The sequence below is a fragment of the Chromohalobacter beijerinckii genome (assembly GCF_023061185.1).
GTDB classification, from domain to species: Bacteria; Pseudomonadota; Gammaproteobacteria; order Pseudomonadales; family Halomonadaceae; genus Chromohalobacter; species Chromohalobacter beijerinckii.
On sequence record NZ_JAKGAK010000003.1, the window covers coordinates 168749 to 194628 of the forward strand.

25 protein-coding genes and 1 pseudogene are annotated in these 25880 nt (G+C 61.7%); 14 read left to right on the plus strand and 12 right to left on the minus strand.

The genetic code is table 11. The annotated features are described in order from the left end of the window. The 10 genes and pseudogenes from L1075_RS04350 to L1075_RS04395 form a co-directional block, all read right to left on the minus strand. On the minus strand, positions 1 to 264 hold the full coding sequence (locus tag L1075_RS04350; RefSeq protein ID WP_246940255.1) for an acyl carrier protein: 264 nt from the start codon (positions 262 to 264) through the stop codon (positions 1 to 3). Then, the gene (locus tag L1075_RS04355; RefSeq protein WP_178999250.1) at positions 254 to 523 is read right to left on the minus strand and encodes a phosphopantetheine-binding protein; all 270 of its coding nucleotides are present in this window, start codon (positions 521 to 523) and stop codon (positions 254 to 256) included. Before L1075_RS04355 ends, L1075_RS04350 begins: the two co-directional genes overlap by 11 nt. Continuing rightward, entirely contained in the window at positions 495 to 1337 is an 843-nt protein-coding gene (locus L1075_RS04360) for a lysophospholipid acyltransferase family protein (RefSeq protein WP_246940258.1), read from the minus strand. The genes L1075_RS04355 and L1075_RS04360 overlap by 29 nt, the downstream gene beginning before the upstream one ends. A 98-nt stretch (positions 1338 to 1435) precedes the next feature. After that, on the minus strand, positions 1436 to 2125 hold the full coding sequence (locus L1075_RS04365) for a beta-ketoacyl synthase chain length factor (RefSeq protein WP_246940260.1): 690 nt from the start codon (positions 2123 to 2125) through the stop codon (positions 1436 to 1438). A gap of 613 nt (positions 2126 to 2738) precedes the next feature. Further along, positions 2739 to 2921: pseudogene (locus L1075_RS04370) on the minus strand (con-10 family general stress protein); the annotation flags it as partial. A gap of 275 nt (positions 2922 to 3196) precedes the next feature. Further along, on the minus strand, positions 3197 to 3517 hold the full coding sequence (locus tag L1075_RS04375) for a YnfA family protein (protein ID WP_097021993.1): 321 nt from the start codon (positions 3515 to 3517) through the stop codon (positions 3197 to 3199). Then, complete coding sequence (locus L1075_RS04380; RefSeq protein WP_246940263.1) at positions 3511 to 5037, minus strand: PhnE/PtxC family ABC transporter permease; 1527 nt, start codon at positions 5035 to 5037, stop codon at positions 3511 to 3513. The genes L1075_RS04375 and L1075_RS04380 overlap by 7 nt, the downstream gene beginning before the upstream one ends. Continuing rightward, complete coding sequence (locus tag L1075_RS04385) at positions 5034 to 5732, minus strand: ATP-binding cassette domain-containing protein (RefSeq protein WP_246940266.1); 699 nt, start codon at positions 5730 to 5732, stop codon at positions 5034 to 5036. The genes L1075_RS04380 and L1075_RS04385 overlap by 4 nt, the downstream gene beginning before the upstream one ends. Next, the gene (locus L1075_RS04390) at positions 5729 to 6580 is read right to left on the minus strand and encodes a putative selenate ABC transporter substrate-binding protein (RefSeq protein ID WP_246940269.1); all 852 of its coding nucleotides are present in this window, start codon (positions 6578 to 6580) and stop codon (positions 5729 to 5731) included. Before L1075_RS04390 ends, L1075_RS04385 begins: the two co-directional genes overlap by 4 nt. A 109-nt stretch (positions 6581 to 6689) precedes the next feature. Then, positions 6690 to 7547 (minus strand): MurR/RpiR family transcriptional regulator, encoded by an 858-nt coding sequence (locus L1075_RS04395; protein ID WP_246940270.1) that lies wholly within the window; start codon positions 7545 to 7547, stop codon positions 6690 to 6692. 282 nt (positions 7548 to 7829) lie between these two features. Here L1075_RS04395 and zwf point away from each other — a divergent pair, with 282 nt between their 5' ends. The 7 genes from zwf to L1075_RS04430 all read left to right on the plus strand — a co-directional run bounded on the left by zwf (position 7830) and on the right by L1075_RS04430 (position 15181). Then, positions 7830 to 9305, plus strand: a complete 1476-nt coding sequence (zwf, locus tag L1075_RS04400; protein WP_040242736.1) for a glucose-6-phosphate dehydrogenase — start codon at positions 7830 to 7832, stop codon at positions 9303 to 9305. Positions 9306 to 9323: 18 nt separating this feature from the next. Beyond that, positions 9324 to 9998 (plus strand): 6-phosphogluconolactonase, encoded by a 675-nt coding sequence (pgl, locus tag L1075_RS04405; RefSeq protein WP_246940272.1) that lies wholly within the window; start codon positions 9324 to 9326, stop codon positions 9996 to 9998. Positions 9999 to 10030: 32 nt separating this feature from the next. After that, positions 10031 to 10693 (plus strand): bifunctional 4-hydroxy-2-oxoglutarate aldolase/2-dehydro-3-deoxy-phosphogluconate aldolase, encoded by a 663-nt coding sequence (locus tag L1075_RS04410; protein WP_040242734.1) that lies wholly within the window; start codon positions 10031 to 10033, stop codon positions 10691 to 10693. A gap of 215 nt (positions 10694 to 10908) precedes the next feature. Beyond that, positions 10909 to 12225 carry a sn-glycerol-3-phosphate ABC transporter substrate-binding protein UgpB gene (gene ugpB, locus L1075_RS04415; protein ID WP_246940275.1) on the plus strand — a complete coding sequence of 439 codons (1317 nt, stop codon included), beginning with the start codon at positions 10909 to 10911 and terminating at the stop codon, positions 12223 to 12225. Positions 12226 to 12313: 88 nt separating this feature from the next. Continuing rightward, complete coding sequence (gene ugpA, locus L1075_RS04420) at positions 12314 to 13192, plus strand: sn-glycerol-3-phosphate ABC transporter permease UgpA (protein ID WP_246940278.1); 879 nt, start codon at positions 12314 to 12316, stop codon at positions 13190 to 13192. Beyond that, positions 13192 to 14037: a sn-glycerol-3-phosphate ABC transporter permease UgpE gene (ugpE, locus tag L1075_RS04425; RefSeq protein ID WP_246940281.1), complete on the plus strand. Its 846-nt coding sequence runs from the start codon at positions 13192 to 13194 to the stop codon at positions 14035 to 14037. The genes ugpA and ugpE overlap by 1 nt, the downstream gene beginning before the upstream one ends. Before the next feature lie 40 nt (positions 14038 to 14077). Continuing rightward, entirely contained in the window at positions 14078 to 15181 is a 1104-nt protein-coding gene (locus L1075_RS04430) for a sn-glycerol-3-phosphate import ATP-binding protein UgpC (RefSeq protein ID WP_246940285.1), read from the plus strand. Here the strand turns inward: L1075_RS04430 and L1075_RS04435 are convergent. Together L1075_RS04435 and ehuR are read right to left on the minus strand one after the other, a co-directional pair. Further along, positions 15175 to 16107, minus strand: coding sequence for a 2-hydroxyacid dehydrogenase (locus L1075_RS04435; RefSeq protein ID WP_246940288.1), 933 nt, complete (start codon positions 16105 to 16107; stop codon positions 15175 to 15177). The two genes, L1075_RS04430 and L1075_RS04435, sit on opposite strands and share 7 nt — an antisense overlap. Positions 16108 to 16170: 63 nt before the next feature. Then, on the minus strand, positions 16171 to 17574 hold the full coding sequence (gene ehuR, locus L1075_RS04440) for a MocR-like ectoine utilization transcription factor EhuR (protein ID WP_246894939.1): 1404 nt from the start codon (positions 17572 to 17574) through the stop codon (positions 16171 to 16173). Between the two features lie 183 nt (positions 17575 to 17757). Between ehuR and doeA the strand changes: the two genes are divergently transcribed. The 7 genes from doeA (at position 17758) to L1075_RS04475 (ending at position 25740) form a co-directional block, all read left to right on the plus strand. Then, on the plus strand, positions 17758 to 18957 hold the full coding sequence (gene doeA / locus L1075_RS04445) for an ectoine hydrolase DoeA (protein WP_246940291.1): 1200 nt from the start codon (positions 17758 to 17760) through the stop codon (positions 18955 to 18957). Positions 18958 to 18988: 31 nt separating this feature from the next. Further along, entirely contained in the window at positions 18989 to 20005 is a 1017-nt protein-coding gene (gene doeB, locus L1075_RS04450) for a N(2)-acetyl-L-2,4-diaminobutanoate deacetylase DoeB (protein WP_040242723.1), read from the plus strand. Between the two features lie 19 nt (positions 20006 to 20024). Next, entirely contained in the window at positions 20025 to 20501 is a 477-nt protein-coding gene (locus tag L1075_RS04455; RefSeq protein ID WP_246894941.1) for an Lrp/AsnC family transcriptional regulator, read from the plus strand. Positions 20502 to 20507: 6 nt separating this feature from the next. After that, positions 20508 to 21401 carry a LysR family transcriptional regulator gene (locus L1075_RS04460; RefSeq protein WP_052445027.1) on the plus strand — a complete coding sequence of 298 codons (894 nt, stop codon included), beginning with the start codon at positions 20508 to 20510 and terminating at the stop codon, positions 21399 to 21401. 207 nt (positions 21402 to 21608) lie between these two features. Next, positions 21609 to 22388 carry a formate dehydrogenase accessory sulfurtransferase FdhD gene (locus tag L1075_RS04465; RefSeq protein ID WP_246894942.1) on the plus strand — a complete coding sequence of 260 codons (780 nt, stop codon included), beginning with the start codon at positions 21609 to 21611 and terminating at the stop codon, positions 22386 to 22388. Between the two features lie 78 nt (positions 22389 to 22466). Beyond that, positions 22467 to 24890 (plus strand): FdhF/YdeP family oxidoreductase, encoded by a 2424-nt coding sequence (locus L1075_RS04470; RefSeq protein WP_281504074.1) that lies wholly within the window; start codon positions 22467 to 22469, stop codon positions 24888 to 24890. A 193-nt stretch (positions 24891 to 25083) separates the two neighbouring features. Next, positions 25084 to 25740 (plus strand): hypothetical protein, encoded by a 657-nt coding sequence (locus tag L1075_RS04475; protein ID WP_246940294.1) that lies wholly within the window; start codon positions 25084 to 25086, stop codon positions 25738 to 25740. Positions 25741 to 25880: the final 140 nt, after the last annotated feature.

Below are 25880 nucleotides of genomic sequence, written 5' to 3' on the forward strand. Positions count from 1 at the left end.
TTAACGTTGCATGATCTGCTCGACGGCGCTGACGACGTCGTCGATTGTCCTGACGCTCTTGAAATCGCTAGGATCAATGCGCCGCCCGGTGTATTTTTTCAATTCGACGACGAGATCCACGGCGTCGATGCTATCGATGTCGAGATCTTCGTACAGTCGCGCTTGCGGCGTGATCTCTGCGGCGTCGATCTCGAAAAGCTCCGCCAGTGTTTGGCGGACGTGCTGATAGATGTTTTCGCGTTGGGACAGGGAATCAGTGGTCACGATGCGCCTCCACTAAGGCCTTGAGCGCATTGAGGCTCGCGAAGTGTTGGCGGGTCTCCTCGGCTTCCGAATCGAGTTTGATCCCGTAGTGCTTTTGCAGCATGAGACCGATTTCCAGGGCGTCGATGGAGTCCAGCCCCAGTCCTTCCTCGAACAGGGGCGCCTCGGGGTCGATATCCTCGGGCGTAATATCCTCGAGTTCCAGGGTTTTGATGATCATGCGCTTCAGTTCAAGCGACAGGTCGAGGGTTTCGCTCATGTCTTCGTTGTTCCAGTTCCTGGTTGAAATAATCGCTTAGCTGGTGCGTCAGCCGCCTTGCGGTCTGCGCCATCGGTTGTTGTTTGTCGGTGGGCAGCGGTATGTCGTCGAGCACGTGCAGCTCGATTTCCACCTTGCGTGCCGGCACATGGTACCAGGGGTGCTCCTTGCTTAGCGTCGGCGGCGCACAGAGGATGAGCACCGGCGTGATCGGTGTGCCGATACGCAGCGCGATATTGGCACCGCCCCGGCGGAATTTGATCGGCCGCTGCGGTGTCGTGCGGGTGCCTTCGGGAAAGAGGATCAACGAATGGCCCTGGGCCAGGCTGTGTCCAGCGGCTTCCAGGACGTCCTGGGGATCCTGGTTGGTGATATAGCCGGCGGCACGGACCGGGCCACGCGTGAAAGGGTTGGTGGCCAATTTGCCTTTCACCACGCAGTCGGCATTCGGGGTGTAGGCCAGCAGGAAGATAACGTCGATCAGCGACGGGTGATTGGCGAGTATCAACTGCCCTGGGCGCTTGAGCCGGGAGACATGGGACAAGCGGTATTCGAGCACGCCGAGTCCACGCATGAGCATGAGAAAACCACGGAACGAGAACGCGATCAACCGCCGTGCCGTGTGCTGGCGCTTGCGTGGTTCCCTGTAGAGCACGTTCAGCATCGGAGCGGCCAGCAGGCCGATGACGAGTCCGCCACAACCAAAAAGGGTAAAGGAAAACAGGGTGCCCAGCGCCCGCCAGCCGCGATTCAGGTGGCGCGATATCCATGTCCGCGCAGGCGAATTGCTGTGTCGCAGGGTACTCGAAGACACCTCTGGCGTTACGGGAGGTTCCGTCGCCCCGGCGTCTGGCGCCTGGCGATGGTGTGCCGTCCACCGCGTCCCGCTCGCCGATGGATTCTGGGTTTCTTTTACTGACACGCGTTGCCTCGCTCCAAGCGCTGCTGGTCGTCAAGGTCATTCAGCCAGGCGATGACATCGAGTGGCGTGGGTTGCGCGTTATCGCCGAACAAAAGGGAAAGCGTATGGGCAAACGGCCTATCGGCGATGCTCTGGTCTGGCGAGGCAGCAAGACGCATGCCCACGACACAGGGTGCCGCAGGGTGCGACGTCAAACCCTGATAGGCCTCGGGTAGCGCTGATTCCGAAAATACGGCGATCACCGCGGGATAACCTTCGGCAAGATAGCCCAATGCCTCGTCGAACAGAGCATCCAGCTCGTCGCCGCAAGCGGCCAGTGCCTGTAGTGGTTGCCGGTGATCGCGGGCAATGGCATGCAGGCCTAGCACAGCATTGTGTACCGACATAGAAAATCGACCGGGGGATAAGGGGTTGCCGTCGTTCAGCTCGGTGAGCAACCCCCAGGTGAGCGACGTGTTGCCATGGCGGGAGGCATGTACGATCGGACAGGCCGCTTCCGGATCCAGGCGCCGCAGGATCTGGCAGGTGGCGCGACCAGCTTGGTCGAGGCGTCGCCGCAACAGTGGCGGTAGCGGTTCGAGGTCGGACAAAGAGGCGATGTCATGACGCTCGTCCCCGGCGCAGCTAACAGGGGCCGCGCTCCACGCATACCAACTTTCTATCTGTAAGCTCGAAGACATCGCGTTATCCGGATAATGCGGGCCAGAATACTAACGGAATCCGCTCCCGTTGCCCAAGGTTCGCTGACTTTTCAGACAACACCTACATGCTGTGAAAGAAATCTAATGCCAGGAAAAACCTATCGGCAATGGGAGGAGATTCTTTAACTCGATATAACCAAGGCCGATGGGGCGCGTTGGCGTCCCGGTTCGGTCTCACTGTCGACGGGTAACGGTTATTGAGTGGCTACCTCTACTGGGCATAGCTTACTGGCTAGCATGCTGGCTGCCAATCTGGAGAGGAATACCCATGCGCGAGGTGATTGTGACGCAGAGCGGCCATCATTGGTGTCATGAAATGCGATGGGTGATGGCTACTGTCTCGGGGCGCCGACATGGGAGTTGTGGCGCACGCAAAAAAAGACCGTCCTGGCGGACGGTCCGGCCTGAGGCCAAACCCGCATGTGCGGGCGCAGGGAAACGGCGCTTGGCGCTGATGTGCAACGCGAGTGGTATGTGCTGTTAGGTGTCAGTCTATGTCAGCGCCATGTAGCTGGCTGTCAGACATGGTGGCGAAAGGCGTAGGCAATGCCCGCGGGGCGGCGCAAGCGACTGGCCATGCACTGGGTGATCGTTACGAGGCATGGGATGAGCGTTGGCGCCCACCCTTACGGCCCGCCTCACGAGCGCGGTTGGTGTCTTGCTTGAAGTTGCCCGGGCTCTGCCGGCCACCCTTGCGTCCCGCTTCGGCGGCGCGCCCAGGGTCGTTCTTGAAGTTGGTGGGGCTGGCCTGGCCGCCCTTGCGTCCAGCTTCGGCGGCGCGTCCGGGGTCATTGGCAAAATTGCTGGTGCTGCGTTTTGGCGTTGAAGAAGGCGATGCTGGGGGGCGGTGTCTCTTCGTCCTTGATCAGCGGGCGTGGCGGTGTGGTCATGTGAACCTTCGTCAATGGAACACGTTAGCGACACGAGACCAGGCAATTAGCCGGGTCACTGGCGATGTTTCCCCCTCCATGGGGCGGCACATCGTCTCCAGACATTAGCAGGTTCACGTGCAACACAGCGCAGCAAAACGTAATCTTCTGCGGTGTTTTCTTATCGCCATCCACTGGCGATCACGCCCATCCCGGCAAGCGCGAGGCCGGCGCCGATCCAGTCGGTTGGTTGCAGCGGTTCGCCATCGACCGCCCACAGCCAGCCCAAGGCACAGACCACATAGACGCCACCGTAGGCGGCATAGATACGCCCGCTGGCGGCGGGGTGCAGCGTCAAGAGCCATGCAAATAGCGCCAGGCTGGCGGCCGCCGGGATTAGCAGCCAGGGCGAGCCTTGCTGGCGCAGCCACAGCCAGGGTAGATAGCAGCCGACGATTTCCGCCAGAGCGGTGGCGATGAACAGCAGCGTCGTGATCAGCATGTGGCTTCCCCCGTGGACCGGTCGTGTTCGCCTATGGTGTCGGCGATTTCGCGCGGCCGGTAGCGGCGCGCCAAGGCGTCGACGGCGATGTTCAGGCCGGCGGTGACCAGCAGCAGGAAGAATGCCTGATCGAACATCAGATAAGCGAAGCTGGAGTCGATGTGAAAGCCCAACGTGGCGATGCCGAGCATGCCCAACAGTGCGGTTTCACGAATGATCGTCTCGGCGCGGTAGAAAAGCAGCGCCAGCAAGCCGCCATAGAGGCGTGGCAGTAACTCGTAGGTATAACGGGCAGATGCCGGCAGTGCGTGGCTGCCCGGCACGATGGCATCGGCATGCCGCGCCACCAGGAAAGCGATCAGTGCGCCGTTATGTAACGACAACGCCAGCCAGGCGGGCAGCATCGAGGGGCCGAGCATCAACAGGAAGATGAACGCCAGCATCAATTCCGGTGTCGAGCGCATCAGGATCAAGACGCCTTTGCCTGCCATGCGGGTCGGACGGTTGCCGAAATGGCGGCAGGCCAATGGCCACAGCAGCAAGGCCACCACCAGGCTACCGGCGGTGCCCATCAGCCCCAGTAGCAGGGTGTTGCCGATGGCGGGCAGTAGGTCGGGGATTTCGCCGAACCATTGCCAAAGCCCTGCCAGATCACCGTCGAGCAGGGGTTTCGGCCATAGGTCGACACTCATGAATCGCCACAGCAGCGCGCCGTCGATGTCCGGCCATGGCCCCAGCAGGAACAGGCTGCCCAGCGCGACCCACGGCAGCAGGCGGCGGTGTCCCCATAGATGCAGCGAGGCGATCATGAGATAGAACACCCACAGCAAGGCACCGGCCTCGGCGTAGCGCCCCTCGCGGAAGGCGCTCTCCAGATGGAAACCTAGCGTCGGTAGACCCACGAAGCCCAGCAGTACGCTCGAGCGCATGGCGCATTCGAAGCGATAGCGGGTATAGCTCGATAGCCTCGCCCAGACCATGGGCAGTTCGGCATACACGAAACGCGAGAAGCGGCCCACGCCCTCAGGAAGGGCATCGACCGGTGCACGCGGCGTGAGCTCGAGGATCTCGGCGTAGACCTTGGCGAAGATGCCGGCGTAGGGAATCGTCAGAGCGGCGATGGCGGTGACGGCGGAAAGGCCGAAGACTTGCAGCAGAAGTAGCGCCCAAAATAGCTCGTGAATGGCGCGTACGAACGCACAACTCCCGCGTAGCAGGCGCGAACGTGGGAAGAGCAAGGCCAGCGGGAAGCCCAGTACCACGCCGAGAAGCGTTCCCCACAGCGCGAAACCGATGGTCAGGGCGATGGCATGGGGCAGCGATTGGGTCGCCAGGATGTCGGGGCGCAGCAGGCCGGAGATCATGCGTCCCAGCTCGGCCCAAGGATCGTGGGTGGTGATCGCCAGGTCGGCGAATGGCAGCAATACCAGACACAGCGCAATCAGCCCCAGCGAGCGCCGGGCAAGGCGCAAATTGAGGGAGTCACCGGCGAGCAGACCTGGCGCACGTTCGGCACTCATGCCGGCTCCGGTGAGGCATCAGGCGAGTGGGCGTCAGGATAGAGCGTGTCGAGATCTTCAAGCGTCAACTCGCGCGCTGGCGCATCGAGTATCAGTTGGCCGTCGCGCAGGCCCCATACGCGGTCGAAATGCGTCAACGCGAGTTCACGCTGATGCAGGGCGATCACGCAGGTCGCGTGTTGACGCTGGATCATATTAAGCAGGCGGCGTGCCTGGTGCGGGTCGATGCTGGCGACCGGCTCGTCGCCGAGAAATACCTCGCGCGCCTGATAGAGCGTCCGGGCGATGGCCACGCGCTGGCGTTGACCACCGGAGAGCTGTGCCACAGGACGTTTGAGAAGTCCTTCGAGGCCCAGTTCTCTGCATAGCGCTTGAATGTCGCGCCAGGCGTCGCGTCGCGGGCGCAGCAGATTGACGAGGTTGGCGAGCGCAGAGTGGCGCTCCAGGCGGCCCATGTAGATGTTGTGATAGACCGACAGCGGCGGCACCAAGCCGTGCTCTTGTGGGCACCAGGCCGCGCGCTGCCCGAGGCGCCGGCGCAAGGCGGCCAACAGGGTCGATTTACCCACCCCGCTGGGACCGAGCAGGGCCACGCGTTCGCCGGCCCGAAGTTCTAGTGTGAGATCGGCGAGGACGGTATGGCGTGCATGGCCCAGCGCCTCGCCGTCGAAGCGAACGAGTTCCTCCACACTCAACGCAGCAGGCCTAGTTTCTCGCCGACGTCTTCGATGGGTTGATAGTCATCGTTGTCGGCGGGAATGAAGCCTTGACGGGGGAAGCTCTCGAGCAGCTCGGGATCGTGCATATCGAGCAACGCCTTGCGCACCTTCCCGGTAAAGCCGTCGCCATAGCGGTCGTCAACGTCCCCACGTATGGTCCATTGATAGTCGGGGTAGGTCGGTGTTTTCCAGATTACATCGACCTTGTCGGTATCCACGCGTCCATCGGCCACGGCGGCGTCCCAGACCTTGAAGTTGACCGCGCCGAGGTCGTACGCACCCGATTCGACCAAGGCAATAGTGCGGGAGTGGTCGCCGGAAAAGCCGACGCGCGAGAACAGCGACTTGGGTGGCGCTCCGAACTGTTCGCGAATGAAGTACTCGGGCATGAGCCGCCCGGAGGTGGAGGTCTTGGCGCCGAAGGTGAACGACTTGCCCTGCACGTTCTTGGGCAAGTCATCGCCCTGCGTGTCGACATCGCTGTCATGGTTGGCGATGAAGTAGGTGCGGAACTCGGCGTCTTCCTGGCCTTGGGCTAGGGCGCGAGAGTTGGGCACCAGGCGGCGCGCCTGCACGCCAGTCAGTCCGCCGAACCAGGCCAGTTGCACCTGGCCGTTGCGGAAGGCCGAGACGGCAGCGCTATAGGATTTGACCGGCACGTACTCGACTGCCACGCCCAGTTGATCCTCGAGGTAATTGGCGACCTTGTCGAAGCGCTCCTCGAGCCGCGACTGGTCTTCGTCGGGGATGGCCGTGAAACGAAACGTTTCCGCCGTGGCGGCTGTGCTGACGAGAATCAACAGGCAGGCGACGAGCCAGCGCATGGGCATACTCCTTGGAAGAAAAGCCATTTAATAAAAACGGCTCAATGAGAGCGGTGAGACGCTCATTGTCGTGACTGCGCGTTGCGGCGGCAAGCGTACTCCACGACGCTCAGTCGTGGAGCGGAAATCGCGTGGCTTGCAGGCTGTCCTTTATCTTCTTGAGGTGCGGCAGGAAGTCTTCGCCGCGACGCAGCGTGACGCCCGTCGCCAGTACATCGATCAAGGCCAAGTGGATCATGCGCGAGGTCATCGGCATGTAAACATCGGTGTCTTCCGGGGTGATGACCTCGAGTGTTTCGGTACACTCGTGGGCGAGTGGCGATTCGGGGGCGGTGATGCCGAGCACGATGGCGCCATTGTCACGTGCCACGCGGGCGATCTCGACCAGCTCGCGGGTGCGGCCGGTGTAGGACACGATGACGATGACGTCGCCGGTGTGTGTGGCGGCGGCGACCATGCGTTGCATCAGCACGTCTTCGTAGGCGGTGACGGGCAGGTTGAAGCGAAAGAACTTGTGCTGCGCGTCCTGGGCCACGGGGCCCGAGGCGCCGAGGCCGAAGAAGCTGATCTGCTTGGCCTGGATCAGATAATCGACGGCACGCTCGACACGCTGGGCGTCGAGCGCGCGGCGGGCGTCGTCGAGGGCAGCAATGGTGGCACCGAAGATCTTGTCGCCATAACTCGCGGCGCCATCGTCACGCTCCACGCTGCGGCTGACATAGGGCGTGCCGCCGGCTAGGCTTTGGGCCAGCTTGATCTTGAAGTCGGGATACCCCTTGGCGTCGAAATTACGGCAGAAGCGATTGACCGTTGGTTCGCTGACCGCTGCCGCCTGCGCCAGCGTTGCGATGCTCATGCCAGTGGCGGCGGCCGGGTCGTGAAGAATCACGTCGGCCACTTTGCGTTCGGAACGATTGAGTTCCTCCAAACGGGAACGGATACGGTCGATCAGATCGAAGGCTGGCATGCGTAATGGGAGTCTCTGTCTGCCAAGGGTGTCGAATTAACTACGTTGTCACGTAACCACATTTTCCAGTAGCTACTTTTTCAAGTGACTACGTTTTCAAGTAACTACGTTGTGTTAGATAAGGCATCCTAGCGTGGTGGCGCAGGGTCGCCAAGCCAAGTCGTTCGTGGGTGAGATCGAATGCGTGCCGCAATGGTAGTAAATTTACATAATATATTTGCCGAGGAGCCCTGATATGGCTTATTTTATAGGTAAGTTAACCAGATTTTTGGGGGCCGCGTCATGAGTCGAGATATCACGCCCGATGTCGATCTGGCCCTTTTCGGGGCGCTTGGCGATTTGGCGCTGCGCAAATTGTATCCGGCATTGTACCACTTGGATCGCGAAGGGTTGCTTGGCGATACCACGCGTATCCTGGGGCTGGCGCGCCAGGAGCGCGATGTCGATAGTTTCCGCACCAACGTCAAGGAAGCCCTTAACAAGCGGCTCAAGCCCAACGAGCTGGAAAAAGCCTGTCTCGAGCGGTTCCTGGCGCGTCTCGATTACCAGCAACTCGACTTTGCCACCGTCGAGGGATATGACGCCATTCGCGATTGGCATGACGCCACCGCGCGCCCCATGGTGGTGTATCTAGCGGTACCGGCCAGCATTTACGGCGATATCTGCGCCAATCTGCATGCCAGTGGCAGCCTTGATGACGAGACTCGCGTGGTGGTCGAAAAGCCCATTGGCTACGATCTCGAATCCTCTATTCAGATCAACGATGCCATCGGCGATGTGTTCCCCGAATCGCGCATTTATCGCATGGATCACTACTTGGGCAAGGAGACGGTCCAGAACCTGATCGCGCTGCGCTTTGCCAATCCCTTGTTCGGCAATCAGTGGAACCAGAACCAGATTTCGCATGTGGAAATCACCGTGGCCGAGAAGGTGGGCATCGAAGGCCGCTGGGGATATTTCGACGAGGCCGGGCAGTTGCGCGACATGGTCCAGAACCACTTGTTGCAGCTGCTGTGTCTGATCGCCATGGATCCGCCGTCGAATCTCGATGCCGACGCCATTCGTGACGAGAAGGTCAAGGTACTCAAGGCGCTCAAGCCCTTGGTAGGCGAAGAGCTGTCGCGCAACGTGGTCCGCGGCCAATACATCGGCGGTTCCGTCGACGGCGAGAGTGTACCGGGTTACCTCGAAGAGGAAGGTGCCAACACCGCGAGCCATACCGAGACTTTCGTGGCCATGAAGCTCGAGGTTGCCAACTGGCGCTGGGCGGGGGTGCCGTTCTATTTGCGTACCGGCAAGCGCATGCCGGAAAAGATGTCGCAGATCGTTATCCACTTTCGCCAGCAGCCGCACTACATCTTCGATCCCGACCAGCGTGGACTCGCGGCCAACAAGCTCGTCATCCGCTTGCAGCCGGAGGAAGGCATCGCGCTGCAGGTATTGACCAAGGACAGCGGGCTCGACAAGGGCATGCGCCTGAGGCCCGGGCCGCTGCACCTGGATTTCAATCACGCCTTCCCCAAGACGCGGATTCCCGATGCCTACGAGCGCTTGTTGCTCGAGGTGATGAAAGGCCAGCAATACCTGTTCGTGCGTCGCGACGAGGTGGAGTATGCCTGGAAGTGGGTGGATCAGCTGATCGCCGGCTGGGAGGCGCGGGACATGCCGCCGCGTCGTTATCCGGCTGGCTCATGGGGGCCCGTGGCGTCGATCGCCATGATTACCCAAGACGGTCGCTCCTGGTATGAAGACTATTGATTGGATAGGCAACCGATTATGACAAGCATCGATGAAGGCCGTCGTTACCTTGCCGAGCGCCTCGCGGATACCGTGGCCAAGGCGCTCGAAGCCGATCTGGCCAGTCGCGAACGGGTGCTGCTGGTGGTTTCCGGCGGCTCTACGCCGAAGCCGTTCTTCAGCGCCCTTGCCACCAAAGCGCTGCCTTGGTCACGTATCGACGTGACACTGGCCGATGAGCGCTGGGTGGCCGACGACGATGCTGACAGCAATGCGCGTCTGGTCCGCGAGACGTTGCTCGTCGGGCCGGCCGCCGAAGCGCGTTTTCATTCCCTGACCACCGATGACGACACCCCCGAGGCTGGCGTCGAGGCGGTTTCGGCGCGTGTCGCATCGCTGCCATGGCCGGCCAGCGTGGTCGTCCTCGGCATGGGCGGTGATGGACACACGGCCTCGCTGTTTCCCGACAGCGAACAGCTAGCCACGGCGCTCGAAACGTCCGAGGCGACGGTGGCGGTGCATGCGCCCAGCGTCCCGCAGGCGCGCATTACGTTGAGCGCCGCACGCCTGGCCGATGCCCATCTGCATGTCCTGCACATGACCGGCGAGGACAAGCGTCGTGTCCTGGCCAACGCGTTGGGTGGCGATGATGCCCGGCAATTGCCGATTCGCACCTTTCTCTCCCAGCCGATCGCGACGTATTGGGCCCCCTGAGCCCAGCGTTTACGAACACCCGGAGCATCCCCATGACTATCGACAAACAGCTTCCTTCCACTCGCACGACGGAACTCGACAGCATCTGCCAAAAGGTGGAGGTGATTCCGGTGCTGGTGATCGATCGCCTCGAGGATGCCGTGCCCATGGCGCGTGCCTTGGTCGAGGGCGGGCTCAACGTGCTCGAAATTACCCTGAGGACCGACTGTGCGCTAGACGCCATCCGTCGCATGCGTGCCGCGTTGCCAGGCGTAAGCATCGGTGCTGGCACCGTGCTGACGCCCGCCCAGTACCGGCTGGCCGAAGAGGCCGGCGTAGATTTCGTGGTCACGCCTGGCACGACCGAGGCGCTTTATCGCTATGGCGTGGAAAGTCCTGTGCCGATGCTGCCGGGGGTGGCTACGGTGTCCGAGCTGATGACCGGCTGGCAATACGGTTATCGGCGCTTCAAGTTCTTTCCGGCGGAAGCCAGCGGCGGCGCCAAGGCAATCAAATCGATTGGCGGCCCGATTCCAGAGGCGCGCTTCTGCCCCACCGGCGGCATCACCGTGGACAACGCCGACGATTATCTCAGTCTGCCCAACGTGATGTGCGTGGGTGGCTCATGGCTGACGCCCAATTCTCTGGTCGAAAACGAAGACTGGGACGGCATTCGCGAACTGGCGCGCCAGGCCGCAGAACGCTTCCATCACTAAACTGCTCATTACTAGGACTACTTGCTATTAAGTAGGTAACCGCTTCTCTCTCGACAGCTGATGCTGTTCTTCCGACCCGCCGTTTGGCGGGTCTTTTTTTGCTTCGTGTACGTTACCGGAATGGCGTAGATGATCTGCCGTCATCTAATTGAAAGATTGCTTGCCTAGCCTAGTGCAAATGGTATCGCCCCTCTGTACTGGTCAAGGAGTCTTTCATGCAACGTGCTTTCCTGCTTACGTCACTTGGCATCACCCTCGCTTTGGGGAGCTACGCGAGTAGCGCCCAGGCCAATACCGAAATTACCTGGTGGCACGCCATGGGGGGCGCGCTGGGCGATAAGGTCGAGCAGATCGCGGCCGACTTCAACGCCAGCCAGGACACCTACACCGTCAAACCGGTCTTCAAGGGTAATTACAGCGAAACGATGACCTCCGCTATCGCGGCATTCCGTGCCGATAAGGGGCCGGATATCGTCCAGATATACGAGGTCGGCACGGCGACGATGATGGGCGCCAAGGGGGCCATCGTGCCGGTTTATAAATTGATGGAGTCGGCCGATGTCGACTTCGACCCCCAGGCCTACCTACCCGCAGTCACCGGCTATTACACCGATCCCGATGGCAATATGCTGTCACTGCCGTTCAACTCCTCGACGCCGGTGACCTATTACAACCGCAAGCTCCTTGAACAAGCGGGCGTCGAGGAAGTTCCTCGCACCTGGCAGGCATTGGGCGATGCATTGGAAAAGGTCGTCGACTCCGGGGCGGCGAGCTGTGGTTTGACCACGACCTGGCCTTCCTGGGTCATGCTCGAGAACTACTCCGCCATCAACGACGTGCCTTTCGCGTCGCAGGCCAATGGCTTCGAGGGAACCGACGCTAGATTGCAGTTCAATAGCACCCCTGCGGTCGATCATATCGAGCGTCTCACGCAGTGGCAGGAGGATGGGCGTTTCGCCTATGGCGGTCGCTTCGATGATGCTGCGCCCAAGTTCTATTCCGGTGAGTGCGCGCTGATGATGGGGTCTTCGGCGTCTTACGCCAATATCAAGGAGAACGCCGATTTCGACTTCGGTGTGGCACCGCTGCCGTACGATGCCGACGTCGTCGAAAAGCCCAACAACTCGATCATCGGCGGTGCTTCGCTCTGGGTGTTCGATGGACTGGACGACACGCACCAGCAGGGGGTGGCCGAATTCTTCGAATACCTGTCCTCGCCCGAGGTGCAGGCGGATTGGCATCAGTACTCCGGCTACCTGCCGATCACGCAGGCGGCGGCCGACCTGACCCGCAAGCAAGGCTTCTATGCCGATCACCCCGGTACCGATGTGGCCATCAAACAGATTACCGACGGCGAGCCCACCGAGAACTCCAAGGGGCTGCGATTGGGCAACATGGTGCAGATTCGCGATGTGATCAACGGCGAGCTCGAAGAGATCTTCTCCGGCGATGCAGGCGCGCAGGAGGGGCTCGATGAGGCCGTCTCGCGTGGCAATGGGCTATTGGAAAAGTTCGAGAGCGCCCATCAGTGAAACTGTGCATCTTTAAAACAACGCCCGGATCCCGGGCGTTCGCTTTTGAGCATGCAAGAAGATCCTCATCGAGATGCCGGGGGATGTCATGAGTGCTCCATTCCAGCGTCATCGGCTCACGCCTTGGATATTGATGGCGCCGCAGCTAGGCATCGTCCTGGTGTTCTTCTTCTGGCCGGCATTGCAGGCCATCGAACAAGCCTTCTATGTCGAGGATGCCTTCGGCCTGTCGCGGGAGTTCGCCGGGCTTGCCAACTTCGAGGCCGTATTGAGCGATGCGACGTATTACCAGGCGCTGGGGACCACGCTGGTCTTCTCGCTTGCAGTGGCGCTCGGTGCGATGAGCATCGCGTTACTCCTGGCGGTCATGGCTGACCGCGTCATACGCGGTGCACGTGTCTACCGGACACTGCTGGTTTGGCCCTATGCGGTCGCGCCGGCGGTGGCGGGCGTGCTGTGGCTATTTTTGTTCGATCCGACGCTAGGGCTGATTAGTAGCTTGCTGGGCAATGTGGGGATCGATTGGGACCACAAGCTCAATGGCGCACAGGCCTTGGCCTTGGTGATCATGGCGTCGGTGTGGAAGCAGATGAGCTACAACTTCGTCTTCTTCCTCGCCGCGTTGCAGGCGCTACCCAAGAGTCTTCTGGAAGCAGCGGCCATCGACCGTGCGGGCCCGTGGCGGCGTTTCTGGACCATCATCTTCCCGCTATTGTCGCCGACCTCGTTCTTCCTGCTGGTCATGAACAGCGTCTACGCCTTCTTCGAGACCTTCGGCACCATCGATACGGTGACGTCCGGCGGCCCTGGTGGAGCAACCACGACACTGGTCTACAAGGTCTATCAGGATGGCTTCGTCGGTCAGGATATGGGGTCCAGCGCCGCTCAGTCGGTGTTGTTGATGGCCTTGGTCGGAGGCCTGACGTGGTTTCAGTTCCGCTATGTCGAAAGAAAGGTGCAGTACTGATGCAGTATCGTCGACCCGGGTTGGATAGGCTGAGTCATGCACTGCTGGCGCTGTGTTGCCTATTGTTTCTACTACCGGTGTGGCTGGCTTTCACGGCGAGTACTCATACGCTGGGCGCGCTTTATTCGCAGACGGCATCGTTATGGTTCGGAGAGGCGGGGTGGGACAATTATCGCCACCTGCTCAGCGGTTCGTTCGGTGGCCTGGGGACCGATGTCCTGACCCTGCTCATCAATTCGACGATCATGGCGTTAGGCATTGCCATCGGCAAGATAGCGATCTCGGTGCTGGCCGCTTATGCCATCGTCTTTTTCAGGTTTCCCTTTCGCCGCCTATGTTTCTGGCTGATCTTCATCACCCTGATGCTACCGGTGGAAGTGCGGATCCTTCCGACATTCGAGGTGGTCGCCGACCTGGGGCTGTTGGATAGTTACGCGGGATTGATTCTGCCGTTGATCGCCAGTGCCACCGCGACGTTCCTGATGCGCCAGTTCTTTCTCACCGTTCCTCCAGAGCTGGTCGAGGCGGCACGTATCGATGGCGCCGGCCCTTGGCGCTTTCTGCGTGACATCCTGCTGCCGCTATCGAAGACCAATCTCGCGGCGTTGTTCGTGATCATGTTCCTGTATGGCTGGAATCAATACCTGTGGCCGTTGTTGATCACGAACGATGCCGATTATCTGACCATCGTGGTCAGCCTCAAACGTTTATTGACTAGCACTGACGGTCTCGTGCCTTGGCAGAACGTTACGACCACGGCGGTCCTGGCCATGCTGCCCCCCGTCGCTGTGATTCTGCTGATGCAGCGTTACTTCGTGAAAGGGCTGGTCGACAGCGAAAAATAAGTGCACCCGGCGTTGGCCGGTGTTCAATGAGTGATTCTATATGGCGACTTTACGACTCAACGGCATTCACAAACGTTACCCCAATGGTATTACCGCCTTGCATGGCATCGACCTGAGCGTCGCCGATGGCGAGTTGATCGTGGTGGTCGGACCGTCAGGGTGTGGCAAGTCGACCTTGCTACGGACCGTGGCGGGGCTGGAGTCGATCAGCGATGGAGAGCTCATGATCAACGAGCAGCGCGTCAATGCGCTGGAGCCCGCTGAGCGCGACATTGCCATGGTATTCCAGAACTACGCGCTCTATCCCCATATGAGCGTGTTCGACAATATGGCCTACGCATTGAAGAATCGAGGCACGCCCAAGGATGAGATACGTCGTCGAGTAACCGACACGGCGCGCTTGCTCGACCTCGCCGAGCTGCTGGATCGGCGTCCGCGACATCTATCTGGAGGGCAACGTCAGCGTGTGGCGATGGGGCGGGCAATCGTGCGTGAACCGCAGGTGTTTCTATTCGATGAGCCGCTCTCCAACCTCGATGCCAAGCTGCGTGTGCAGATGCGTCTGGAAATCCGGCGTTTGCAGAAGCGCCTGGGAATCACCTCTGTCTACGTCACACATGACCAAGTCGAGGCGATGACGTTGGCGGACCGCTTGGTGGTGATGAACGGGGGGCACGTCGAGCAGTGTGGTACGCCGATGATGCTCTACGCGCAGCCGGCGACGCGTTTCGTGGCGAGCTTTCTGGGCTCGCCGGCGATGAATTTCCTGCCCGTGACGGCGCACCGCGACGGTGTGGTGTTGCCCAATGGGGTAGAGGTCGCACTCCCCGACATGCTATCCGAAGGGCGCGCGGCGACCCTTGGCATCCGCCCGGAACACCTCGTCGAAGCGACGTCCATGGCAGATGCAGCAGCGGTCCTGGACGTGACGGTCGAGATGCTCGAGCCGTTGGGGGCGGACACGCTGGCCTATACGCGTTTGCCGGGGCTTGAAGAATGGTTAGTGGTGCGCCTGGATGGCGCGCACGCCGCCCGCGAAGGGCAGCGCTTGTCACTCGCGTTTGCGGTGGCGCATTGTCATGTCTTCGATAGCCAGGGCGCCCGCGTTCCGTTGGCCGAGCCCGAGACCCAGGCCTGTCAGTAACCGGCCTTGGGGTCCACCGTATCGATGGCCTCTCCGGCTTGCATGGCGGTGAGGGCCTTGGCGACCTGGTCGGCAGCTTCGTCGATGGGCGTCGGGCCGGCCATGTGCGGCGTTATCCACAGGCGCGGATGTTGCCACAGCGGGCTGTCGTCGGGCAGCGGCTCCGTGGGAAAGGCATCGAGCACCGCGCCGCGTAAGCGGCCGTTTTCTTCCTCTCCGGTGCCCAGGGCTTCGAGCAATGCGGCTTCGTCGATCAGCGTGCCGCGTCCGGGGTTGATCAGGCTGGCGCCGTCGGATAAAGCGGCCAGGGCGTCGCGATCGATGATTCCGCGTGTGGAAGGCGTATCGGGTAGCAACGTCACCAGAGTGTGGACCTTGCTGAGCAGGGCCTGGAGGCCGTCGTCGCCGTGATGGCAGGTGATACCCTTGAGGGCCTTGGGCGAGCGGCTCCAACCGTGCACTGGGTAGCCGTCGTCGGCGAGCTGGCGGGCCACATGGTGGCCGATGGCGCCCAGCCCGAGAACGCCAACCGCCCATTCGCGCTTGGGCGTGAGCGCGTGTTCGCGCCAAGTGGTGTGATGCTGCTGGCGACGGTAACGGTCGAAATCGCGCTGAAAATGCAATACGCCATAGCGTACATAGTCGGCGATCAGCTCGCCCATACCGGCATCGCGCAGCTTGACGATGGGGATGTCTTGGGGAAGCGCAGGGTTGTTGAGCAACGCATCCACGCCGGCGCCGAGATTGACGATTCCTTTGAGCGCTGGCTGGGCTTCGAAGAGCGACGCCGGGGGCTTCCATGCCGCGAGATAGTCAGCCTGAAAATCGCTCGTTTCGCCACTGATGGCGAATTCCGCCGAGGGTAAACGCGAAGCGAGCCTGTCTTTCCAGAGCGCGGCGTCGTCGGCATGGATCAAGATGCGCATGAAGTCCTCATGAGGTGGTCGTGGATGGTGGACGAGAGGCAGCGTTGGTGCGCGCCCATCGCGCTATACGATTTGTAGCATCGGTGGTGGTGCCTCGCCGAGTAAGCGGGCGAGGATCGTCAATCCCTGATTGAAGCGTTCGGGATCGTTTTCACCACCCAGGCTCAAGCGGATACGCCGAGGTGGGGGGCCCTGATCGACCATGAACGACTGTGCCGTGGAAATAGCCAGGCCTTCCTGAAGCGCCTGTTGTTGCAGTTCCTCCGCACGCCATGCCACGGGCAGGGCCAGCCAGATATGCATGCCCGTGGGACGCGAGGCCATGGCGTGGCCTGCGAGGCGTGTGCGGGTCAACTGCTGGCGCTCGGCAAGCAGACGCCGTTGCTCACAGGCCAGAGCATCGACGGTGCCATCGGCCAGCCAACGGTCGGCGATCTCGAAGACGAGCGGTGTGGCCATCCAACTGGTGGCGCGCAACCGGGGTAGGGTGTGATGCAGTTGACCGCGCGGCACGCTGAGATAGCCGGCGCGCAGCCCCGAGACAGTGGCCTTGGTCAGGCTGGTGACATGAAAGCTCTGACGGGGCAAACGTGCGGTCAGTGGGCTCAGTCCCGGCGGTTCGAGCAAGGCGTGAACGTCATCTTCGATCAACCAGGTGCCGTGTCGCGACAGCACCTCGGCTACGGCATCACGGCGTGCGTTGTCCATGGTCGCGCCGGTGGGGTTGAGCTGCGTGGGCGTCAGGCACACGGCACGCGGTCGGTAGCGACGGCACGCGGCGTCGAGGGCATCCGGGGTCACGCCTTGTTCGTCGATGGCCACGCCACGTAGCTGCAAGCCCAACGTGCGTGACAAGGCGATCAATCCGTGGTCGGTCAGCGCCTCGGTCAATACCACGTCGCCATGCTGGACCAGCGTGGCGATGGCCAGCATCACACCGTGGGCAGCGCCGTTGCACAGCACTCGGTCGTCGGGCGTACCGGGCACGCCAAGCGTGTCGTGTAGCCATTGGCTGGCGCGCTCGCGCTGGTGAAGCAGCCCCGCGATGGGGCGGCAGGCATCGATGACATCGGGATGCGCGCTGTCTGCCACGTCGCGAAGCGTTTCGCGAAAGCGTAGATGATGCCCGGGCGGGCAGATCGGATGCGCGATGGAAAGATCTATGGGGGAAGCATCCATAGCCATGTTGGCGCTACGCAGGTACTCGGCCTCCTGACCATCGTCGAGGCTGTTGATCCAGGTGCCGCTACCCACGCGGGCCTGTACCAAGCCCATCTTTTCTGCCTGGGCGTAGGCGCGCGAAACGGTCTGAACGCTCACCGCCAATGTCTCGGCAAGACAGCGGTGTGGTGGCAGGCGTGTGCCGGGCGTGAGCTCGCCCTGGCGAATGGCCTCGGCGAGTGCTCGGGCAATGGCTAGATACTTGGGCCCATGGGCCGGGAGATAAGATGTCAGGTCAATTGTCATGACACAATAAAGCCTTTGACGGCAAGCAGCGCGTGAATGCTAGTATCGTCGACAACGCATTGATCGACAATTGTACTGATTTTCTTCCTTCCTTGTGTCAGTACAATTTATTTCATCGAATGCAGGGTCCTGCCTCCCGTCCGGGAGATCAGGGATGAGCAATTCTGTCGGGCGAGTGGTGCCATGTCTGAGGTTTCCCTGCCTTTCACTCGTGAGGAATACGCCGGCCGGCTGCACAAGGTGCGTTCGGCCATGGCCCAAAGAGGGATCGACGTACTGATCGTCAGCGATCCGTCCAATATGGCGTGGTTGACGGGGTACGATGGTTGGTCTTTCTATGTGCATCAGTGCGTGCTGCTCGGCCTGGAAGGCGAGCCGGTCTGGTATGGACGCCGCATGGATGCCAACGGAGCGCTACGCACCTGTTGGATCCATCCGGATAACATTACCTATTACCCGGATTATTACGTTCAAAATCCCGATATGCATCCCATGGAGTACCTGGCGCAGTCGATCCTCCCGGATCGTGGCTGGCACGAGGGTACCATCGGCATGGAGATGGATAACTACTACTTTTCCGCCAAGGCGTATTTGAGCCTCGTGCGCGAATTGCCGCACGCGCGTTTCGCGGATGCCAATTCGCTGGTCAACTGGTGCCGGGCGATCAAGTCGCCGCAGGAAATCGAGTATATGCGCATCGCGGCGCGGATCGTCGAGGGCATGCATTCGCGCATCCTTGAGGTCATTCAACCGGGTGTGCCCAAGAGCAAGGTAGTGTCCGAGATCTATCGCGTGGGCATCGAGGGCTGGGTCGATCCGCACGGGCGTGTCTACGGCGGTGATTATCCGGCCATCGTGCCCATGCTGCCGACCGGCAAGGACGCCGCCGCACCGCACCTGACCTGGGACGACACCCCGTTTCGCGAGGGCGAGGGCACCTTCTTCGAGATCGCCGGCGTCTACAAGCGTTATCATGCGCCGATGTCGCGCACGGTGTTTCTGGGCACGCCGCCGAGCCAGTTCCTGCGCGCTGAGTCGGCACTGCTCGAGGGCATCGAGAATGGCCTGGCGGTGGCCAAGCCGGGCAATCGTGCCGCCGACATCGCCATGGCACTGGGTGCAGCGATGGACAAGTACGGCTTCGACCGTGGCGGCGCGCGTTGTGGCTATTCCATCGGCATCAGCTATCCGCCGGATTGGGGCGAGCGTAATATCAGTCTGCGTCCCTCCGACGACACCATCCTCGAACCAGGGATGACGTTTCATTTCATGCCGGGTCTCTGGGAGGACGACTGGGGCCTGGAGATCACCGAAAGCATTCTGATTACCGAGACTGGCTGCGAGACGCTGGCCAACTTTCCACGCCAGCTGTTCGTGTGCTGAGTCGTGGGATGCGAGACGAGGAGAACATGATATGAGCAAGCGACCCAGCCCGGTGTCACCCACCGTCGATTTCGATGCCGATGGCATTCAGCACGGTTTTCTCAAGCTGCCGATCTCTACCGATGAATCGGCCTGGGGCGCGGTGATGATTCCGGTCACCGTCATCAACAACGGCGCGGGGCCCACGGCGTTGCTTACTGCTGGCAACCATGGCGATGAATACGAAGGCATCACGGCGCTTCTCAAGCTCAGCAATACACTGCGTGCCGAGGACGTGCGTGGCCGGGTGATCATCGTGCCGATCATGAACGTGCCCGCCGCGACTGCCGGCAAGCGTACGTCGGGATTGGATGGCGGCAATCTCAACCGCAGCTTCCCCGGCGACCCGGATGGCGGCGTCACCGAGCAAATCGCCGATTACTTCACGCGCGAACTGGTGCCGATGTGCGACGTGGCGTTGGATCTACATTCTGGCGGTCGTACCCTGGACATCTTACCTTTCGCCGCCGCGCACCGCCTCGACGATCACGATCAGGAAGCGCAAAGCCTGGGCGGTGCAGTGGCCTTTGGCGCACCGGTGGCGATGATGATGTTCGAACTCGACGCCACCAAGCTCTACGACACCGCCGTGGAATCCCAGGGCAAAACCTTCGTTACCACCGAGTTGGGTGGCGGCGGCACGACCACGCCGGAGCGCATGGCCATCGCTGAACGCGGCGTGCGCAATTTCCTGATTCACTACGGCTTGATCGAAGGGCAGCTGGAATCCCCGGCCGGCCAGCAGGTATACGTGGACATGCCCGATGCTTCTTGCTACGTGCAGAGCGAGCATAGCGGTCTGCTGGAGCTGAGTTTCGCGCTGGGCGAGACGGTGCGGCGTGGCGATGTGATCGCACGGATATATGACATGACGCGAACCGGTAGCGAACCGATCATCTACCACGCAAAACGTGATGGCGTGTTAGTGGCGCGGCGCTTCCCGGCACAAGTGAACATGGGCGATACGATTGCAGTGATCGCGGAAGTCGTCGATAGTCTCGAGCGTTGAGGATGGGTCGCCACACCACATGAAACTCGACCGCTACGACCTCAAGATTCTCGACATTCTGTCTCGCGATGGGCGCATCACCAAGTCGAAACTGGCCGAGGCGATCAACCTCTCGGTGAGTCCCTGCTGGGAGCGCGTGCGGCGCCTGGAAAAAGCCGGCGTCATCGAAGGTTATGGCGCCCGGATCAACCCGACCTTGGTGGTCAAGCGCACTCCCGTCTGGGTGCAGATCGAGCTTGCGACCCATCAGGCGGCTAGCTTCGCACGTTTCGAGAAAGCCGTCGCCGAGACACCGGAAGTGACCGAATGCGTCGCGGTAGGTGGCGGCGTCGACTACCTGGTCAAGTTCGAAACCGACTCCATCGATGCCTACCAGCGCACCATCGATGCCTGGCTGGTGGATGGCCTGGGGATCGAGCGCTACTTCACCTATATCGTCACCAAGACCGTAAAACGCACCACACCGCCGTTGTCGTTGCACGACGACGAATCGTAGCGCGCCATGGATCATCGCCAACTTGCGTTTTTATGTGCCCTGGCGCGAGAGCGCCACTTCGGACGCGCCGCCAAGACGTGCCATGTGACCCAGCCGACCCTGTCGGCGCGCCTGCGGCAACTCGAGGAGGAGCTGGCCACGCCGTTGATTCGTCGCGGCCATCGCTTCGAGGGTTTCACCGCCGAGGGTGAGCGCGTGTTGGGACATGCACGCCGCATCCTCGGCGAGTTCGAAGCCCTACGCGGTGACCTGGCATCCTCGGCGCCGCTGGTCGGCCGCCTGACCCTGGGAGTGATCCCCACGGCACTGAATGCGCTCACCGAGTTGCTGCCGCCGCTGCGCGCCGCGCATCCCGGCCTCGTTCTGCGCGTGCGCGAACTGGCGACGCCCATGTTGGCGCAGGGCCTGGAAGACGGTGACTTGGACCTGGCGATCGGCTACCTGGATGCGCCGGCGATGGCGGGGTTCGCGCATCGTCCCCTGTTCGATGAATATCCCGCCCTGGTGGCATCCCCCGCGCACTTTGCCGTGCCCGAGGCACCGCAGTGGGCGCAGTTGGCCGAGTACCCGCTGTGTCTGCTGACCCCGGACATGCATCAGCGCCACTTGCTGGAAAGGCGCTTGGCGGGCCAGGGGCTGACGCTGACGCCTGCCCTCGAAACCGATGCTACCGCGGCATTGGGGGAATGGCTGCTTGCGGGGTTGGGCGTATCGGTGTTACCCGAGCAGTTCGTGCGCCGCCGCTGGCTACAAGACGGCGAAGGGGCGCCCGGCCTCGTGGCGCGTCGCCTGCCCGGCGAGGGAGACCGTGTCGGCATGCTGTGGCCACAGAGGACACCGCGCGGGCGGCGCCTGCAAGCCGTGCTCGACCTGTGGCAAGCGGTATCCGGGGCGACTTGATCGAGCCGCTCTATCGATGCATCGCTTAGTTCGATTGGCCTAGGCGTGAAAGGACGCGCTAGGGTGAACGACGTACTTCGTGTTTCCGTTCGGGCGCGGGGCGAACGCTCCGGCAGCGAGTCCGCCTGAGGGGAAGTCGATGCCCGCGCGGGCGTTACACAGGATGTGTCTCGCGTCGGTCATTTCGTTTCCCGATGGAACCTTTATATGCCACTAGAGCCGATGAAATCGCATTCATTTTCCGCTGCCTCGCGCTATGACGATCAGCGCGACCGGCCTTTGCGGACGCTCGATGGCCCACAGGAACAACCGCTGACCCTGTCGCTCAACGATACCGCCATGGTGACGTTGTTGGCGACGCCCGAAGCCCTCGAGCCGCTGGCGCTGGGGCATGCCTTCACGGCGGGCTGGATCGAACGCGCCGAGCAGGTCGAAGACATTCGTGTGTCACGGCTGCGTCACGGGCAGTTGGTGCGGCTGTCGGTTTCGTCGCAGGTCGAAGCGCGCGCTGCTAGTCTGCAACGTGCCGGGGCCTCGGTGTCGAGCTGTGGCGCCTGCGGGGTAGCCGAGGAGTCGCAGTTGATGCAGGGGCTTAAACGTTTGCCGTCGTGCGCGCCTCTGCCGCCCTGGGCCTTGATGCGCGGCGTGGAAAGTTTGCAGCGTCACGCCCGTGCCGGGCTGCATATGGCGTTGGCCCTCGACGGCGATGGCGAGGTAGTGGCGCGCGGCGTGGATATCGGACGCCACAACGCCCTGGACCGAGTCATCGGCGAAGGGTTGGTACATGGCGAAATGCCGGCGGCGGTGTTGCTTTCCAGCCGCTGTAGCATGGAACTGGTGCAGAAGACCGTGCGTGCCGGTATCGCGACCCTGGCCACGCTGTCGTTACCCTCGGCCCTGGCGGTAGAAATCGCGCGTGCCTGCGACCTCAACTTGATCTGTTGTCATCGCGGCCGGCACCTCGAACGCCTGAGTGGCGCGACATAGCGCCGGATGCTTACCAGGAGCTTTTTCTGCCGTCATCGCGTCATCCTTTCACTTCTTCACTAAGTCACCGAGATTGTCATGGCTTCCCATCATCAGACTCCGTTACCCGACGACCGCAAGGCGCCTCCCGCAAGTGAAGCCGGGGAACGTCTCCCCGAGGCGGATGCAACCCTGACCCGCGCGCCTAGCGTCGAACCCTACACTGGCCCGGCCGGGGGCTGGGGTGCGATGCAAAGCGTGGGACGCCACCTCAAGCGTAGTAAGGCGCCGTTCAAGGGAGCGCGGGCATTGCTGTCCACCAATCAGCCGCAAGGCTTCGATTGTCCGGGCTGCGCGTGGGGCGATCCGCTACACGGCTCGTCGTTCGAGTTCTGCGAAAACGGCGTCAAGGCGGTGGCTTGGGAAAGCACCAAGAAACGCGTCACGCGGCGCTTTTTCGAGCGTCACACGCTGAGCGAGCTGCGCGGGTGGGATGACTTTCGCCTCGAGGATCAGGGCCGGCTCACCGAGCCCATGAGTTATGATGCGGCCAGCGACCGCTATGTCCCCATCGACTGGGAGGCGGCGTTTGCGCTGATCGCCGAACGCTTGACGGCACTTCCCGATCCCAACCGTGCGCTGTTCTACACCTCCGGGCGGGCCAGCAACGAAGCGGCGTATCTGTATCAGTTGTTCGTGCGCCTCTATGGCACCAACAATTTTCCGGACTGCTCGAACATGTGCCACGAGGCCAGTGGCGTGGGCATGGATGCCAGCCTGGGCGTGGGTAAAGGTACTGTCCAACTGGAAGATTTCGAACATGCCGATACCATCTTGGTCTTCGGCCAGAACCCCGGCACCAATCATCCACGGATGCTCGGCGATCTACGCCGTGCGGCGGAGCGGGGCGCGCGTATCGTCAGCTTCAACCCGCTCAAGGAGCGTGGTCTGGAACGGTTCGCCGATCCCCAGAACAAGCGCGAAATGCTCACCCAGGGCAGCCATCGCATCTCCTCGCATTACTATCAGCCCAAGATGGGGGGCGACATGGCGGCGGCGCGCGGTATCGCCAAGGCATTGTTCGCGCTCGAGGCCCAGGGAGACTTTACGCCGGATCGCGCCTTCATCGAGTCGCACACTGCCGGCTATGAGCAGTGGCGGACTCAGGTCGAGGCCACGCCGTGGGCGGACATCGAGGACCAGGCTGGACTGGCGCGCACTCAGATCGAGGAAGTGGCGGATATCGTCGCTCGTGCCGAGCGCATGATCATCACTTGGGCGATGGGCATTACCCAGCACGAGCATTCGGTGGATACCGTTCGCGAGCTGGTCAACTTGCTACTGCTGGGTGGCCACATCGGGCGCCCCGGTGCAGGGGCTTGCCCGGTGCGCGGACACTCCAACGTGCAGGGTGACCGCACCATGGGCATCGACGAGAAGGCGCCCGCGCGGCTGATCGATGCTCTAGAGGCGCGTTATGGAAAAAGCGGTGTCACCATGCCGCGTGCGCCGGGTTATAACACCGTGGGTGCCATTCGCGCGCTGGAGCTGGGTGAGGCCGATGTCTTCATTGGGCTGGGCGGCAACTTCACCCGGGCCACGCCGGACAGTCAGCGCACCGAGCGCGCCTTCCGACGCCTTGGGCTCAATGTGCAGATCAGCACCAAACTCAATCGTAGCCATCTGATTACCGGTGGCGATGCGCTGATCCTGCCGTGCCTGGGCCGTACCGAGATCGATCGCCAAGGCGAGGCGGGCGCGTCGCAGCAGGTCAGCGTCGAGGATTCGATGTCGATGGTGCACGGCAGTGCCGGCATTCAGGAGCCGGCTTCCGAGTGGCTGCGTTCAGAGCCCGCGATCGTTGCAGGTATCGCCAAGGCCACGCTGACACGGGTGTTGCCAAGGCGCGGAGTGGCGCCCGACGTCGTCGATTGGGACGCCTTGGTGGCGAACTACGACCGCATTCGCGACGAGATCGAGGCAGTCATTCCCGGTTTCGAGGACTTCAATGCGCGTCTGGGGCAGGCAGGTGGCTTCTGGTTGGAAAACGCCGCCAGCCAACGCCGCTTCAATACATCATCCGGTCGGGCCACGTTCTGTGCCGCGCCGCTGCCCGAAGCGGTGATGCACCAGCGCCTGCACGCACGCCGCGATGACGGCTGGCTGACACTGCAGACGCTGCGCAGCCACGATCAGTACAACACTACCGTTTACGGTTACGACGACCGTTACCGAGGCGTCAAGGGCCAGCGGCGGGTGGTGTTCGTCAATCCCGCCGACCTCACGCGACTGGGGCTCGAAAGCGACCAGTGGGTCGATCTGGTGGGGCTCGATCACGAGGGTGAGCCCCGTCGCGCCCCGGCATTCAGGGTCGTCGCCTACGAAACTCCCGAAGGGTGCGCCGCCGCCTATTATCCCGAAACCAATGCGTTGGTGCCGTTGGAAAGCGTCGGCGTGGGCACTGATACGCCCACTTCCAAGGCGGTCGCGATACGCCTGGAGCCGAGTCAGCGAATCGTTTGATGCGTTGGTGATACGTGTCGTACGACCAAAGTTGTGACGCATGACCGGTGTTGCGGCGCTATGCTATTAAATACTACATAAGCGTCGCCACATAAGTTGGACTACACAAAATATTCGGACGACGCTATTAATGCCCCTCTTATAACCGGGGGCACGCCGCTCAACTTAACGGGATCGCCCGGGAGGTGCTGTCATGGAACTGTTCATCCAGACTGCATTGGGGTTTCCTTTCGCCTTCTTTCTCATCTTGCTGGCACTAGTGGCAATTTACTGGTTGTTGGCCGGGCTGCGCGTCATACGCGTCTCGTGCTTCGACCATGACAGCCTGCGTGACGATCATCTCGCCAGTACCTTGATTTCCCTGGGCTTTGCAGGGGTGCCAGCGTCATTCGCGCTGAGTGCCTTGATCGTCACCGCTACGCCTATCGCGTTCGCTCTAAGTTTGGTGCTGCAATGGTTGCCGCTGGGGCTGCTACGTCTGCCGCTGGGCTTTCTGGCTATCTGGGCGGCTTTCGCGCTGGCGTCGTCACCGAGCGTTGCTGCCTGCCACGGCTTGGCGCGGCGTTTTCATCATTCGCGTCGGGCCTCTCCGCGCTGGCTGTTGGGCGAAACCGTCGTGGTGCGTCAAGCAAGCGACAGCGAAGGGCGCTGCCAGGCGACGCTGGAAAGCGATTCCGATGTGGTCGTGACCCTGCATGGCAAAGGGAACGGCTGCATCGCTGGTGAGCGCCGCGTGCTGGTCAAGCATGTCGCCCGTGAGGATGCGTATCGTGCGGTGCCCGCCGAAGAGTATCTGGATGCCCACGCACGCCTGCGTAAGCTGCATTTACTACCGCGCCACGATATCTGAGCGAATCGCCCCGATGCCGCCCCTGCTTGCGGCGGTGGGGCGTAAAAAATGCGACGCAGAAAAAAACGCCCTTCCTGGAGCGTGACTCGAAAAAAACCGGTGTCGATCACCCCATCAGACAAAAACTCTCCCGCCTTGTG